Raw genomic sequence first — 14,904 nt, forward strand, 5'->3', positions numbered from 1 at the left:
TCTCCCTTTCAGATTGTTTCGATTAACTGGAACATCGGCCACATTAAAGCCACATAGATAAATACAATCAGACTTGCCAATATCGAAAAGAAAATCGGCTGAATATATGTGATGGCTTTCATGATTTTCCGGTGTATTTCCTCGGTCTGAATTTCTGCGTAAATTGATAAGTCTTTTTCCAATGCATCGGTATCAGCGTTCTTTTGAAAAATGGCAGAAATTTGTTTATCGATAAGCGGCAGATTGGCCAGTAAATTTGTAATATAAATTCCTCTGGATAATTCGGCGGTGAGCAAAGAAGCATAGTAGGCAAGAATCGGCTGTTTTTTCTGTTGGGACATATTCACCAATATTTTTTTTATGGACAGCCCTGTTGTTAATAGTGAACTCATGTGTGCAGCAAATAAAAATGAGACTTCCATCTTTTTATACTGCCGGTAAACCGGAAGCAGATTATAAAACCTGATCCGCCTGTCAATGCTTAATTTTTTCTCATTCAATCGCCATACCAAAAACCCGATACCAAGAATGAGTGCCAGAATCATGACGAATTGTATCATGAAATCGATGAAACCCATTGTCAGCATAAGGGTTGGAGCTGACTCAGGACTGTTTTGGAACAAATCAATAAACGAGGGGAGGACCGTTTGTTTGACAAAGTATAAAAGAACTGCGAAGACAACAAGCAATATAGCTGGATACCGTGCTGTTTCCTGAAATTTTTTCATGTAAACCAAACGCTGTTCGAACATCGTAATACATTTCTCCAGACTGGTCCGGATATCACCATTGTTGCGTACAAAATACAAATAAGTGGTAATGACCTGATTGAAATGCTTGTGTTCCAGTGCCTCGTCAAGGTGATGGCCGGATTTGAGTAAAGTGATAACGGAGGAGGCAATCGGTTTCAACTGCCTGTCCCATTGTATGATATCAAGTGCCTCAATAATGGGGTATCCTTTGTTCAATAATCGAGAGAGACGGTGTAAAAACCGTAATTGCAGCTCTTTTTTAGGAGGATTATTTACCGGCTTCCAAAATCGAATCTTCTCCGATAAATCCATATGCATATGCCTTCTTTCGTAAATGATGAAATGTGTGGAATTGATCCATGGATAATAAATTCCCGCCATTGATTGTATTTTCGAGTAGTTTGCCATCCAAGAGCTCCATAATGGCAGCACGTCTTTTAATATAACGATTGATCTCAATCGGTACCAATTCCAAAGCAGCGACTGCGATCAATGACTGTTTCAGGTCTGATATTTTATGCCCATTTCAACCAATCGATGGACCGTGCCCGCGGCGTTTTTGGCATGCAGGGTACTTAAAACCAGATGGCCGGTCAATGAAGCATCAAATGCAAACTGTGCGGTAAACCGGTCCCTTATTTCACCGATCATAATGATATCAGGGTCATGCCTTAGGGCAGCTTTCAGGCCGGTCTGATACGTAATCCCCGCTTTTTCATTTACCTGTACCTGTAATATATTGCTCATTTCTTTTTCAATCGGGTCTTCAAGTGTGATCGTCTGGTAGGATTTTTCTGTTAGAATGGTTTGCAGTAATGCGTACAAAGTTGTCGTCTTGCCGCTGCCGGTCGGTCCTGTGAGCAGGATGATGCCACTGCGGCTGGTAATCCATGCCTTCAGTTTTTTCAATTGATTCGGAAAAAGAAAAAGCTTATCAAGGGTAAGATTGGTTTCCTGCGGGAGAATGCGGATGGCCAGGCTTTCTTCATGGTTGACCGGAAGCGTGGATAATCGCAGTGCATAACGCTGGTTCAGCTGTTCATGGATAATGGTGCCATCTTGCGGTTTACGGACTTCCCCAATATCCATTCCTGATGTAAACTTGTAGTAAGTGAGCAGTAACTGGTATTGGTTGGCAGGAATTGTTTTATGAAGCATTCGTTTACCAAATACGCGGAAGTAAATGCTGACCTGATCAGATAAAGGATAGAAGTGGATATCCGAGGCATTTGCGTCAACAGCTGATTGCAGTAGTTTTTCTGAGAGTCTGGAAGCTGTGTCCAATCATTTCCCACCTCCTTTATGTGACTATATTCGACATGTTTCATAAAACTCCTTCTTTTTTTCGGAAATTATTTTAAAATTTTTTAAGGCAGGTTGAAAAGCATGAAAACAATTTATTTAATCGGGTTCATGGGAAGCGGAAAAAGTACGGCAGGAAAACTGCTGCATGAAGCCTTAGAGGTTCCATACCTTGATACAGATCAAATGATTGTTGATAAGTATGGTGACATAGCATCCATCTTTCAACAGGAAGGTGAAAAACAATTTCGTCTTTATGAAAGCGAGATGCTGAAGCAGACACCCGGGGAAAATTATGTAGTGTCGACTGGTGGCGGGATTGTGGAACGGCAGGAAAACAGCGTGTTTATGAAACATAATGGGCTGGTTGTCTACCTGGATACATCGCTGGCGGAAATTGAGCGGCGATTAGGCAATGATCCGTCAAGACCGTTGTGGGACCAAGATAAATCAAGCAAACGTCAATTATATAAGTTCCGGAAAAACCTCTATACAGCGTTAGCTGATGTTACGATTATGACAGATCAAAAATCACCAAAACACATTGTCACTGAAATACTTGACCTCATGAAATGAATGCGTATTAATTTTCATTGAACTGGTAAATACTATCAACAAACTTGGATAAGTGAGGTGGATTTCATGCCTTTTAATGATTATGTTAAATATTTGACCCAGCAGATCACGTCCTATATTGACACGCCGGCAGAAGATAAAAAAGAGCAGAAGGTGAAAAATAAAGAGAAACCATCAGTCTATTCGAACCGGTGGCTGGGGGTTTTACCTTTTGCTTTTAAAGTGGCCAGAAAGAAAACCAACTGACAGGCTCGCTGAAGGTTGAGCCTGTTTTTGTTTGGTTAGTTCTTCAAATAAAACAACCCTCCATTAATAACTTCAAACGTGATGTAAGGGGAGTAGCGTGCTTTAATTTCATCAATTTCCTTTTTTATGTCACTTTCTTCTGACTCGTCTTTATAGAAATGACGAAGCAGATCGATTTCTTCCGCCATCTTTTTCCGTGACGCTTCTGCCCAATGGTGGTCCTGATCCTGAACATAGCTTTCAAGTACTTTTTCAATTCGTTTAAAACCGCTCTGCAATTTGATCATTGGTGAAATCGTGTAACAATAGTCGGGAATCGTATTCTGCAAATTTTTACGCTGCAGTTCATCCATCATTTCCAGTTTCATGACACCGTTCACCAAATGAAGCCCGATTGAAATCATTTCATCCTTTTTTTGTTTCCCCCGATAGCTGATTTTTATATTTGTGATAAGCCAGGGATATAAAGCAGTCTTCTCATTCGTATTGATTTGTTCAAACAGTTTTGTGTATTTTTCATGCTCATGCAGATGATTGATGATCTGGTGCATGCGCGGACTGCCATAATGAATCCATTCGTGTTTGCCGTCCTTTTTTTCTGGAACTGTAATCAATGTAAGCTGTTTAGGTTCACCAGGATGTCCCATCTTCTTGATGTAATGCCAGTAAAAGGGTCGGTTCATCAATGCACGATCCATCTTTTCCGTTAACTGTACAGTCAAAAACCCGTTCTCATTGTGTAGCAGCTCACAATGATGTGCCGCAAAATAGGATTGTAAAAAGTCATGCAAATTGCTAATTGCCATACCGTTCTTCCTCCTGTATTTCTTCTTCATGTGTCATTTGGATAACTGAGGACAGGTTATCCAATTTAATTTTGGCTTCACCGGTTGATGCAGATTCCGAAAAAATGGTCTGGATCTCGGACTCTATATCGTTTATGTTCAGTTCGGCGAGAATACTGTCCAAATGGCCAATAACCTGTTCGAATAAGTTGATTTTTTCATACAACAGCGTCATGATGTGCTCTTCGATTGTTCCGCGAATGGCTATGTTGTAAATATGGACATCATTTTCCTGGCCATACCTGTGAATTCTGCCGATACGCTGTTCAAGCCGCATAGGATTCCAGGGGAGGTCATAATTGATTAAATGGTTGCAAAATTGCAGGTTAATACCTTCCCCGCCGGCTTCAGTTGCAATGAGGACCTGGGCATGGTGCTCAAACAGTTGTTTCATCCAATCCTTTTTACCTTTTTTAAAGCCGCCCCGATACGGAACCGATGTAATGCCGTTTTCTTTTAAATACCACTGCAGATAGAATTGTGTTGCCCGGTATTCAGTAAAGATAATCACTTTTTCGTCTCCGGCCTGCTTAATCAGATCCACTGTCTTGGCGGCTTTGGCATGCTGGGGAAGCTGTTCGATTTCTTCGGTTATCGGCTTGATTAACGTCTCCCTGGGTTCATCCGTCATCATTTTTTGCAATGAGAGATAACATGCCTCCCGTGATGAACAGAGTTCCCGAAGCAGCGTAATTTTCGAAAAAGCAGGAAACACGTCAACGGTATTTTCCAGCTGTGAATATACGGCCTGTTCTTCATTGGTGAAGTCAATCCAGACAGTCTCAATGTTCCGTTTTATTGCATCAAATCTCGTGTTTTGCCGCGTATTGCGGATCATCACTTTTTGGATTAATTGTTTCAAATAGCCATCCTGTTTCAGTTTTTTACGATCTTTGCCGTATTGTTCCAGGAACGTATCATAATCACCCAAATGTCCCGGCTTCAGGATAGACACAAGGTTAAAGATTTCAACCAGACGATTTTGTACCGGTGTTGCTGTCAGCAAGAGACAATACGTTTTCTTGATAGATTTCACAAACGCATAATTTTTCGTTTTGTGATTTTTTAATTTATGCGCCTCATCAACCAGGAGGAAATCATAATCCTGTTTGAGAATTTGTTCACGATGCGGGGAGCGTTTTGCAGTATCAATCGATGTGATAATCACGTCATATTGGTCCCATGGATAACTTTTTTGGAATGTGACAGCAGGTATATAAAATTTTTCGTTTAGTTCCTTTGCCCACTGGTTGACCAATGATGCCGGGACGATGATCAGCGCTTTTTTGACCAACCCCCGAAGCATATATTCCTTTAAAATCAGACCGGCTTCGATTGTTTTTCCGAGCCCCACTTCATCGGCTAAAATAGCACGACCATTCATTTCCTCAATGACTTGTCGGGCACATGATGATTGATGGTCCAGAAAATCCATTTGCGGCAGATAATCAAGTGCTTTTAACCCTTCAAAGGATGGTACCATCGTTGTCAGAGCTGCCTGGTAATTCATTTGAAAAAGCTCCCATGAAGAAAAGGGACCTTCTGTTTTCAGTCTTTCCTGAAATCCGTCGATAAAATTGGAATCTTGCTGAATATCAATCTGATTCATCTTATCCCCCTTTTCACAAAGTTATGATTATCTCTACTTTTTGTACGGTTCATGTGCTATAATGCAAGTAGCATTGATAACTCAATCAGATTCATACATAGTATAACCAAAACAGTGAATATCATAATGCGAATGAATACAAGGGGAGAGCTTACTGCAAGCATGCGCAGTAACGCCGAAGGAGCAAACATTTTTGTGAATCTCTCAGGCAAAAAGACTCTTGTAGGACGCAGCTCTGGAGAGTGTTTACGATGGTAAACCACCCACGAAGCAAGCACTTTTGATGAGGGATGCCCTTCCAAAGGTGTGCAACTTTCTGGTTGAAGGACAGAGATTTCTCTGAAGGCAGGGGAATCTCTATTTTTGTATGCACCTGCAGAAGTTTCATGGAAAAATGATATCAGAAGGAGTTGATGGGATGAGTGAGTTGAAACGAACCCCGCTATTTCCTGAATATGAAAAGTTGGGTGGCAAGACGGTTGATTTTGGCGGCTGGGAACTGCCTGTTCAATTCAGCGGCATTAAGCACGAACATGAAACAACCAGAACGAAAGCGGGGCTATTTGATGTTTCCCACATGGGCGAAATAATGGTTAAAGGTCCAGACAGTCAGGATTTTTTACAGAAGGTTGTCACAAATGACATTTCCAAACTAACGCCCAAGCGCGCCCAATACACGTTCATGTGTTATGAGGACGGTGGTACTGTCGATGACTTCATCGTCTATATGCTGGAGACTGAAAAGTATTTACTCGTTGTCAATGCCGCCAACACCGAAAAAGATCTTGAATGGCTGATAGAGCATAAAGACGGGGATGTGTCCATTGAAAATGTGACCCCGGACTATGTTCAGCTTGCACTGCAGGGCCCCGAAGCAGAAAAAATTCTGCAGCGGATGACGGACATAGATTTAAGCCAAATTGGATTTTTCCGGTTTGAAAATCCCGTGTATTTTTCCGGTATTGACGCAGGGGCAATTGTATCCCGTACAGGCTATACAGGTGAAGATGGTTTTGAGATATACATTGATGCAGCGAAAGGAAGGGATCTCTGGAACCGTATCCTGGAAACAGGGGAAGCGGACGGACTTGAACCAATAGGGCTTGGAGCTCGCGATACATTGCGGTTTGAAGCAAACCTGGCTTTATACGGTCAGGAGCTTTCGAAATCAATTTCACCGGTTGAAGCAGGTATGAAATTTGCCGTGAAAGTTAATAAAGATGCTGATTTTATCGGAAAAGAAGCGTTGAAACAGCAAATAGACAATGGACCATCCCGAAAGCTTATTGGAATTGAAATGATTGATAAGGGGATTCCACGTACAGGCTACACCGTTTTGAGCGGTGATGAGGAAATTGGCTTTGTAACAAGCGGAACACAATCACCATCACTGCAAAAAAATGTCGGCCTGGCACTTGTGAACAGTGCATATGCTGATCTTGGCACAGAATTATATGTGCAGGTGCGTAAACGGAAACTAAAGGCGCTCGTTGTTAAAACACCATTTTATAAACGTGAACAATGAGGGGGAGGTTCATATGGAATTTCGTTATTTGCCGATGACTGAATCGGATAAACAGGAAATGCTTGATACGATTGGTGTGGAGTCGACGGAAGCTCTTTTTGCGGATATCCCGGAGGATGTCAGATTCAAAGGGGAATTAAACCTGAAAAAGCCGGCGAATGAAGCGGCATTGATGAAAGAACTGGCAAGGATGGCGGGAAAAAATGCCAATTTGAAGGAATACAGCTCATTCCTTGGTGCAGGTGTCTATGATCACTATATTCCATCCGTCGTCGATCATGTCATTTCACGATCTGAATTTTACACGGCTTATACACCATATCAGCCGGAAATTTCTCAGGGGGAATTGCAGGCGATATTTGAGTTTCAGACAATGATTTGTGAATTGACGGGAATGGAAGTTGCCAATTCTTCGATGTATGACGGCGGAACGGCATTGGCTGAGGGTGTCACATTAAGTGCCGGACAGACGAAACGCAATAAAATTATCGTATCCAAAACGGTCCATCCGGAATCCAGAGCAGTCATTCAAACGTATGCCAGGGCACAAAACCTCGAGGTCGTTGAAATTGAATCTGACAATGGCATAACCAATCTGGACCAGCTGGAAAGTGCAATGGATGAAAATACAGCAAGTGTTGTTGTCCAGTATCCGAACTTTTTCGGTCAGATTGAACCGTTAGATAAAGTAAATGCGATCATCCGGAAGCAGAAAAAAACAATGTTTATTGTTTCCAGCAACCCTTTGGCATTAGGATATTTAACCCCGCCAGGCGATTTTGGTGCCGATATTGTTACCGGCGACACCCAAGTGTTTGGTATACCGGCTCAATTCGGCGGGCCGCATTGCGGTTATTTTGCGACAACCGATAAGCTAAAACGCAAAGTTCCCGGACGTCTGGTCGGACAAACAACAGATGAGAATGGCGAGCGTGGGTTTGTGCTGACACTGCAGGCAAGAGAACAGCATATAAGACGTGACAAAGCCACATCCAATATCTGTTCCAACCAGGCTTTGAACGCGCTGGCCAGTTCGGTGGCCATGAGTTCGATCGGAAAGTATGGCCTGCGGAAAATGGCTGTCCTGAATATGCAAAAAGCACGTTATGCCAAACAGCAATTAGAAGCCGCGGGCATGCCGGCCGTTTTCACGGGTCCATTTTTCAATGAACTGGTGATTAAACTGTCGGAAGATATTGCAAGTATCAATGATAAGCTTTTGGAAGCCGGCATTATTGGCGGCTATGATCTCGGATTGGCATATCCGGAATTGGAAGGACATATGCTGGTGGCTGTCACTGAAAACCGTACAAAAGAAGAAATTGATACGTTTGTAAAAGAATTGGGGGATATTCATGGCTAAGACAGACTTTCCGTTAATTTTCGAACGTGGTAAAGAGGGAAGAACTAGTTACAGTTTGCCGGAAATGGATGTTCCGGAAGCCGATTTGGACAATGAATTTGACGATTCCTATGTTCGTACCGAGGCGCCTGATTTACCTGAAGTCAGTGAGTTGGATATTATGCGTCATTACACGGCGTTGTCGAGGCGTAATTATGGCGTGGATTCGGGCTTCTATCCGCTCGGTTCCTGTACCATGAAATATAACCCGAAAATCAATGAAGATGCAGCGAGACTTGATGGATTCAGTCATATTCATCCCCATCAGGATCCGAAAACTGTGCAAGGCGCCATGGAAATGATGTATGATCTGCAATCATCACTGGCTGAATTAACCGGTATGCATGAAGTTTCGCTGCAGCCGGCTGCCGGTGCACAGGGTGAATGGACCGGTCTGATGATGATCCGGGCATTTCATGAGGCAAACGGTGATTACAGCCGCACAAAAGTGATCGTGCCTGATTCTGCCCATGGTACGAATCCGGCCTCTGTGACGGTTGCAGGGTTTGACCCGGTTACCGTTAAAACAAATGAAAACGGGCTGGTCGATCTCGAAGATTTAAAACGTGTTGTGGATAATGAGACGGCAGCACTTATGCTCACAAATCCAAATACATTAGGACTGTTCGAAACCGATATTATGGAAATGGCTGAGATTGTTCATAATGCGGGCGGCAGGCTTTACTATGACGGGGCAAACCTGAATGCTATCATGGGCTTTGCCAGACCGGGTGACATGGGTTTTGATGTTGTTCATTTGAATTTGCACAAAACGTTTACAGGCCCGCATGGCGGTGGTGGACCGGGTTCGGGACCAGTCGGTGTCACGCGTGAAATCGCCCCTTATCTGCCAAAACCACTGCTTGTTAAAAAAGGTGATGAATATACGTTTGATTATGATCGTCCTTCATCCATCGGCCGTGTAAAACCTTACTACGGCAATTTTGGCATTAATCTGCGAGCATACACGTACATCCGTACAATGGGGGCTGAAGGACTTAAGAAGGTAAGTGAATATGCGGTGTTGAATGCAAATTATTTGATGCGCAGGCTGGAAACAGAGTATGTATTACCATATCAGCAGCATTGCAAGCATGAATTTGTCCTGTCAGGGAAAAAACAAAAACAGTTGGGTGTCCGTACACTGGATATTGCCAAGCGGCTGCTGGATTACGGTTACCATCCACCGACCATTTACTTCCCGCTGAATGTGGAAGAAGCGATGATGACGGAGCCAACTGAAACCGAGTCAAAAGAAACATTGGATGGTTTCATCGATGCTATGCTGCAAATTTCCGAAGAAGTAAAAAATGAGCCCGAATTGGTTCAGGAGGCGCCGCATAATACGGTTGTCAAACGTATGGACGAAACAACGGCTGCAAGAAAACCAATCCTACGTTATCAAAAATAGACACGCTATTTGCTTGATGGAGCTGTTAAATAAAACTGTTAAATAAAAATATGGACGGGTAAGAATCCCGTCCATATTTTTGTTTCAGCTGACATAAGTTATTTAGATTTAATTTTTCCTGTCCATTTTTTAAATCCGCCTTTGAGCTGGCTGATATCTTCATAGCCTTTTTTATGGAGAAGCTGAGCAGCTCTTGCTGATCTTGAACTACCCTGGCAGTACAGGTAGACTGGTTTATCTTTTCTAAGTTCCACAAGCCGTTGTTTCATTTGGGTCAACGGAATATTTCTTGCACCAAGAATATGCCCTTTGTCAAATTCATTCGGTTCACGTACGTCAATCAGCTGTGCTTTTCGGTAGCCTTCCCGGAACTGGTCCTCAGTTAATGTCTTCAGGAAGCTTTTTTGTCTGAAATACCGGAAAACACCTACTGTTAAAAGAGCTACTGCCACTATGATTAAAATTTCCATTACGAATCCCCCGCAAATCTGATTCTTTCCAATGTCTATTATATGGGGGTTTTGATTATTTTTCAAAGTATTTTTCTTACCGGCAGGAAAAGCGAGTGATTTTTGATTGAATTACTACCGTCTAAGAGGGGGTCAGCACTGATCAGCCGGTATTTTGTCGAACTTTTGGTATTTCCTGCTGAATACAAAATTTGAAAAAAGGTTAAAAAAGCTATCTTTTTAGTAGTTAGCTTGAATTTGCTTTTTCTTTCTTGATATATTAGTGCTTTCCTGTGATTGACAAACAGTATTTTATTTGTTCTGAAATCCATATATTGTATTGTTTTTAAAATTTATATACTATATATTGTTTTATTTGTTTGAAATGTGGTATGTTAATAATAGCATATTCATTAAAAAACTTCATACATAAATGGCTAAAGGAGTGAATCCAATATGTCGACGGCTGTTAAAAACCGGCTTGGCATTAATGTGGAGGCATTAAATGAAGACATTAAACGCTTCCCGCAAGTACACCCGATTACGAATGATATGCAAATAACCCATAAAGGTGTGTCGCGGCTGGTTATGCTTGACCGGTATGCCTTTAAGGATACCAGTAAAGTGACGCTTAAAGCAGGGGATTTTGTCGTATTAACCGTCAAGGCCGACCCCAAATTTCCGGCTCGTGGTCTCGGGTTTGTCAAATCTATTGACTGGGATAATAAGGAAGCGGTGGTAGAGGTAGATTCAGAGTTTGTAACTGTCCTTGATGATGAAGAGGAATCCACAGGGGTTGTCAGACGATCGCTTGATGTGATTGATAAGCCGCTGGAAATTTATTATGAGCAAATTGCCAAGCGGAATGCGACAGGTCTGGCAAATGTTGAGACAACGAAAGAAAAACGGGATGAATGGTATGAGACATTCAACCAGGAATTGAGCAGCATGAACTTCATTCCGGCAGGCCGTGTTCTTTATGGGGCAGGAGCTGATACGGATGTCACGTATTTTAACTGCTACGTCATGCCTTATATTAAGGATTCAAGGGAAGGCATATCCGATCACCGCAAGCAAGTGATGGAGATCATGTCACGCGGCGGGGGTGTCGGGACAAACGGTTCGACACTAAGACCGCGCAATACACTGGCAAGAGGTGTGAACGGCAAATCATCCGGATCCGTCTCATGGCTCGATGATATCGCCAAACTGACCCATCTTGTAGAACAAGGCGGATCAAGACGTGGTAAACAGAAGTGCCTCGTCTATAAATAAACCTCGTGAATTGCTGGGAACTCTTTTATGACTTGTTGGCTACAACGTAACTGGAAACGGTAAGCGTGAAAGCAAAAAAACAACAAGTGGAGAAAGACAACCAGCAGCCAAGCTTCGTATAGAAGAAGGTTCAACGACCATCGAAAGCACGTGAAAACGTAAGTGAGTAGAGTAGAAATCAAGTGATTTCGAAGCGCGAGGGCACATTTTATAATGTGTAAGATATGGTCTGAACTCCAGGGTGACCTGGAGAGTTGATGTAACGAATCAACGTAACAAATTGGCTCAAATGATTATGTTAGTCGATTCGCACCCTGACATTATTGAGTTCATTATCTCAAAAATGCAGAATCCGCGGATTTTGCGATATCTGATTGAAAACACAGAAGATGAACAGATTAAGCAGTTGGCACAAGAAAAGCTAAAATTCACACCACTTACGGAAACCGAGGTTGACCTTTATCAGGGCATACTCAATTACCGGTCAATGCCGGGACAAGGCGGATTTACCCAGGCCGCGATTCGAGAAGCAGAACAAAAACTGGCTGCCGGCGGAACATATGATGTTCATAATCCGGAATTTTTAACCGGTGCCAACATTTCGGTCTGTATCACAAAGGACTTCATGGAAGCCGTCGAAAATGACGATATGTACGAACTGCGCTTTCCTGACGTTGAGAATTATACGGAAGAAGAAATGAAGGCATACAATGAGCAGTGGCATGAAGTCGGTGATGTCCGGAAATGGGAAGAGATGGGCTATGGTGTCCGGGTTTATCGCCGGATCAAGGCAAAAGAATTATGGAACTTGATTAACATCTGCGCGACTTATTCGGCGGAACCAGGTATTTTCTTTATTGACAATGCCAATGAAATGACAAATGCCCAGGCCTATGGCGACCAAGTCGTTGCAACCAATCCTTGTGGAGAACAACCACTTGCACCTTATTCCGTCTGCAACCTTGCAGCTGTCAACTTAGCGCAGATGGCTGACAAGCAGACAAAGACTGTTGATTATGAGAAACTTAAACAAACGGTCAGAACAGGGGTGCGCATGCAGGATAATGTGATTGATGCAACGCCGTATTTCCTGGAAGAAAACAAGAAACAGGCACTTGGTGAACGCCGTATCGGCCTTGGGGTCATGGGACTGCATGATTTACTGATTTATTGCGAAACAAAATACGGTTCAGTTGAAGGCAATAAACTGGTTGGTGAGATATTTGAAACAATTGCAACGACTGCCTATCGTGAATCAATTGAATTGGCAAAAGAGAAAGGAAGCTTTCCGTTTCTTGTCGGAGAAACCGATGAGGAAACAAGAAGCTTGCGTGAAGCTTTCGTTAATACCGGCTATATGAAGAAAATGCCGGAAGATATCAAAGCGAACATTCGTAAATACGGTATCCGTAACTCGCATCTGCTGACGGTAGCGCCGACTGGATCCACCGGTACCATGGCTGGTGTCAGCACAGGATTGGAACCATATTTTTCCTTTTCCTATTTCAGAAGTGGCCGGTTAGGCAAATTTATTGAAGTCAATGCCGATATTGTACAAGAATATTTGGATAGCCATCCCGAAAAGGATTCGGAACATCTTCCGGAGTGGTTCGTATCAGCTATGGATTTAACACCGGAAGAACACGCAGATACACAATGTGTCATTCAGCGATGGGTGGACAGTTCCATCTCAAAAACGGTGAACGCACCAAAAGGCTATACAGTTGATCAGGTGGAAAGTGTCTACCGCAGATTATATAACGGCGGTGCTAAAGGTGGAACGGTTTATGTTGATGGAAGCCGCGACACCCAGGTATTAACCCTGAAAGCAGAAGAAAACGCCTTTGGTGAACAGACAGAGCTTTTTGAAGATGAAAAGCCGAAAGTCGTCCTGATGGATACGATACAGGAATTGGACAAAACGAATGTTACGATTGGCTCGGAAGTAGGCGACACCTGTCCGGTATGCCGGAAAGGCAGCATTGAAGATATCGGTGGCTGCAATACGTGTACAAGCTGCGGTGCCCAGCTCAAGTGCGGATTATAAATCTTAGTGGGGATTCTATTACGCCCATTGATGAAAAGGAATAAAGACTAAGCAACAACATTGTGTTGCAACGCCTTTGTGACCTGCATCGTGCAGGCCCGAATGAATCGGACAGTTATGGGCAGTAAGAGTGGCATTTCGAGAGGAACCATGGCAAGGCCGGTTCCTCTTTTAAATGCCGTAAAACTTGTCCTGACATGATATTTCCTGTATCATTTAAAAAGAAACAATTTTGCACTGACTAAAAAATTATTCGATGAAATGAGTGATACGATGCCAACACCAAGTATGGAGGATTATATTGAACAAATTCATAATCTGATGGAATCAAAGGGCTATGCTCGTGTTTCCGATATCGCCGAAGCTTTGCTGGTGCATCCATCATCTGTTACGAAAATGGTTCAGAAACTGGACAAAGACGGTTATCTAAATTATGAGAAGTATCGTGGATTCATTTTGACGTCCAAAGGCGAAAAGCTTGGTGAACGGCTTGTCTATCGCCATGAATTGCTGGAAGAGTTTCTTGAGGTCATTGGTGTTGACAATGATAAGATATATGAAGACGTAGAAGGAATCGAGCACCATCTCAGCTGGAATTCCATCGACAGAATTGGCGATCTGGTACAATATTTTAAAGCTGACAATAAACGCATCGATGATCTGCAAAGTTTAATCCAAACAAATGAAAAGTGATCCGATACTTTAAGTTCTATTTTCCCTGGTATGGTCTTAAATATATATAAAGCGGCCTAAATCCGTCGGGGCAAACGTTCCTCGGATTGTTAGATGACGGTATCAAATATTTAACCGAGGATCAGGCTGACTGGCGGGATAAAAGACACAGCGGGGAGAGAACAGATGAAAATTGATGGTGTATTTTCAGGCGGCGGTGTGAAAGCATATGCATTCCTTGGGGCGTTACAGCAGATTTCGAAGCACAATCATACGTTTGAGCGAGTGGCCGGATCCTCTGCAGGAGCTATTATTGCATCTTTTTTGGCAGCCGGCTATCAAACTGGTGAAATAGATGAATTAGTGGAGGATCTGGATACAAAAAAACTTATGGACCCTCCCAAGTGGACGACACGCATTCCATTTTCCAAATGGCTGAATCTTTATTTTCAGCTCGGTCTGTATAAAGGCCATCAACTTGAAAATTGGATCCACAAACAATTGGCACGGAAAATGATATATACCTTTTATGATCTGAAACCAGGTTATCTGAAAGTGGTTGTCAGTGACATAACACTTGGCAAGCTCGTCGTCATTCCAGACGATCTGAACAGGATATATGGTTTAAACCCTAATTACTTTCCAGTTGCAAAAGCGATAAGGATGAGTGCGGGTTTTCCATATTTTTTTATGCCCAAAAAAATACCCGGCAAAACGAACAGAAAAAGTCTGATCGTTGATGGGGGATTATTGAGTAATTTTCCATTATGGGTCTTTAAAGATGGGAGCAATC

General features: G+C 42.7%; 13 protein-coding genes, 2 pseudogenes and 1 riboswitch. Of the genes and pseudogenes, 9 read left to right on the forward strand and 6 right to left on the reverse strand.

The genetic code is table 11. The features are described from left to right. Positions 1–8: 8 nt before the first annotated feature. Genes comGB through comGA form a run of 3 tightly spaced genes read right to left on the reverse strand, consistent with a single transcriptional unit; the run spans position 9 to position 2,036 of the window. On the reverse strand, positions 9–1,064 hold the full coding sequence (gene comGB / locus VK080_RS03210; RefSeq protein ID WP_324223350.1) for a competence type IV pilus assembly protein ComGB: 1,056 nt from the start codon (positions 1,062–1,064) through the stop codon (positions 9–11). After that, positions 1,021–1,227, reverse strand: coding sequence for a hypothetical protein (locus tag VK080_RS03215; protein ID WP_324223351.1), 207 nt, complete (start codon positions 1,225–1,227; stop codon positions 1,021–1,023). Before VK080_RS03215 ends, comGB begins: the two co-directional genes overlap by 44 nt. 26 nt (positions 1,228–1,253) lie before the next feature. Then, positions 1,254–2,036, reverse strand: coding sequence for a competence type IV pilus ATPase ComGA (gene comGA, locus VK080_RS03220; RefSeq protein WP_324223352.1), 783 nt, complete (start codon positions 2,034–2,036; stop codon positions 1,254–1,256). 102 nt (positions 2,037–2,138) lie between these two features. Here comGA and VK080_RS03225 point away from each other — a divergent pair, with 102 nt between their 5' ends. Both VK080_RS03225 and VK080_RS03230 read left to right on the forward strand, forming a co-directional pair. Further along, positions 2,139–2,630: a shikimate kinase gene (locus tag VK080_RS03225; RefSeq protein ID WP_324223353.1), complete on the forward strand. Its 492-nt coding sequence runs from the start codon at positions 2,139–2,141 to the stop codon at positions 2,628–2,630. Between the two features lie 66 nt (positions 2,631–2,696). Next, positions 2,697–2,876 carry a YqzE family protein gene (locus VK080_RS03230; RefSeq protein ID WP_324223354.1) on the forward strand — a complete coding sequence of 60 codons (180 nt, stop codon included), beginning with the start codon at positions 2,697–2,699 and terminating at the stop codon, positions 2,874–2,876. A gap of 35 nt (positions 2,877–2,911) precedes the next feature. Here VK080_RS03230 and VK080_RS03235 read toward each other — a convergent pair whose 3' ends face one another. Both VK080_RS03235 and VK080_RS03240 read right to left on the reverse strand, forming a co-directional pair. Next, positions 2,912–3,682, reverse strand: a complete 771-nt coding sequence (locus tag VK080_RS03235) for a YqhG family protein (protein WP_324223355.1) — start codon at positions 3,680–3,682, stop codon at positions 2,912–2,914. After that, a complete protein-coding gene (locus VK080_RS03240) occupies positions 3,672–5,330 on the reverse strand; it encodes a DEAD/DEAH box helicase (RefSeq protein ID WP_324223356.1) in 1,659 nt (552 codons plus the stop codon). The genes VK080_RS03235 and VK080_RS03240 overlap by 11 nt, the downstream gene beginning before the upstream one ends. Before the next feature lie 132 nt (positions 5,331–5,462). Further along, a riboswitch (glycine riboswitch) is annotated at positions 5,463–5,560 on the forward strand. 188 nt (positions 5,561–5,748) lie between these two features. Between VK080_RS03240 and gcvT the strand changes: the two genes are divergently transcribed. From gcvT to gcvPB, 3 genes are read left to right on the forward strand one after another with little or no spacing between them, the layout of a single operon-like run. Beyond that, positions 5,749–6,855, forward strand: a complete 1,107-nt coding sequence (gene gcvT, locus VK080_RS03245; RefSeq protein WP_324223357.1) for a glycine cleavage system aminomethyltransferase GcvT — start codon at positions 5,749–5,751, stop codon at positions 6,853–6,855. Between the two features lie 13 nt (positions 6,856–6,868). Beyond that, on the forward strand, positions 6,869–8,218 hold the full coding sequence (gene gcvPA / locus VK080_RS03250) for an aminomethyl-transferring glycine dehydrogenase subunit GcvPA (RefSeq protein WP_324223358.1): 1,350 nt from the start codon (positions 6,869–6,871) through the stop codon (positions 8,216–8,218). Then, a complete protein-coding gene (gene gcvPB, locus VK080_RS03255; protein ID WP_324223359.1) occupies positions 8,211–9,668 on the forward strand; it encodes an aminomethyl-transferring glycine dehydrogenase subunit GcvPB in 1,458 nt (485 codons plus the stop codon). Before gcvPA ends, gcvPB begins: the two co-directional genes overlap by 8 nt. 98 nt (positions 9,669–9,766) lie before the next feature. On the opposite strand, the gene VK080_RS03260 is transcribed toward gcvPB, so the two are convergent. Then, a complete protein-coding gene (locus tag VK080_RS03260; protein ID WP_324223360.1) occupies positions 9,767–10,138 on the reverse strand; it encodes a rhodanese-like domain-containing protein in 372 nt (123 codons plus the stop codon). Between the two features lie 435 nt (positions 10,139–10,573). Between VK080_RS03260 and VK080_RS03265 the strand changes: the two are divergent. The 4 genes and pseudogenes from VK080_RS03265 to VK080_RS03280 form a co-directional block, all read left to right on the forward strand. Further along, positions 10,574–11,365, forward strand: a pseudogene (locus tag VK080_RS03265) (ribonucleotide reductase N-terminal alpha domain-containing protein); the annotation flags it as partial. 310 nt (positions 11,366–11,675) lie between these two features. Beyond that, positions 11,676–13,439: pseudogene (locus tag VK080_RS03270) on the forward strand (vitamin B12-dependent ribonucleotide reductase); the annotation flags it as partial. A gap of 273 nt (positions 13,440–13,712) precedes the next feature. After that, positions 13,713–14,132 (forward strand): transcriptional regulator MntR, encoded by a 420-nt coding sequence (gene mntR / locus VK080_RS03275; protein ID WP_324223361.1) that lies wholly within the window; start codon positions 13,713–13,715, stop codon positions 14,130–14,132. Between the two features lie 165 nt (positions 14,133–14,297). Continuing rightward, positions 14,298–14,904: patatin-like phospholipase family protein (locus VK080_RS03280; RefSeq protein ID WP_324223362.1), on the forward strand; the 607-nt coding region annotated here is incomplete at its 3' end.

It is taken from the genome of Lentibacillus sp., assembly GCF_035301925.1.
Taxonomy (GTDB): domain Bacteria; phylum Bacillota; class Bacilli; order Bacillales; family Amphibacillaceae; genus Lentibacillus.

Excerpts from the sequence above, each read along its gene's own strand:
- VK080_RS03230 (WP_324223354.1), top strand. The coding sequence starts at position 2,697 with ATGCCTTTTAATGATTATGTTAAATATTTGACCCAGCAGATCACGTCC.
- gcvPA (WP_324223358.1), top strand. The coding sequence starts at position 6,869 with ATGGAATTTCGTTATTTGCCGATGACTGAATCGGATAAACAGGAAATG.
- VK080_RS03240 (WP_324223356.1), bottom strand. The coding sequence starts at position 5,330 with ATGAATCAGATTGATATTCAGCAAGATTCCAATTTTATCGACGGATTT.
- gcvPB (WP_324223359.1), top strand. The coding sequence starts at position 8,211 with ATGGCTAAGACAGACTTTCCGTTAATTTTCGAACGTGGTAAAGAGGGA.
- mntR (WP_324223361.1), top strand. The coding sequence starts at position 13,713 with ATGCCAACACCAAGTATGGAGGATTATATTGAACAAATTCATAATCTG.
- comGB (WP_324223350.1), bottom strand. The coding sequence starts at position 1,064 with ATGGATTTATCGGAGAAGATTCGATTTTGGAAGCCGGTAAATAATCCT.
- gcvT (WP_324223357.1), top strand. The coding sequence starts at position 5,749 with ATGAGTGAGTTGAAACGAACCCCGCTATTTCCTGAATATGAAAAGTTG.
- VK080_RS03235 (WP_324223355.1), bottom strand. The coding sequence starts at position 3,682 with ATGGCAATTAGCAATTTGCATGACTTTTTACAATCCTATTTTGCGGCA.
- VK080_RS03260 (WP_324223360.1), bottom strand. The coding sequence starts at position 10,138 with ATGGAAATTTTAATCATAGTGGCAGTAGCTCTTTTAACAGTAGGTGTT.
- VK080_RS03225 (WP_324223353.1), top strand. The coding sequence starts at position 2,139 with ATGAAAACAATTTATTTAATCGGGTTCATGGGAAGCGGAAAAAGTACG.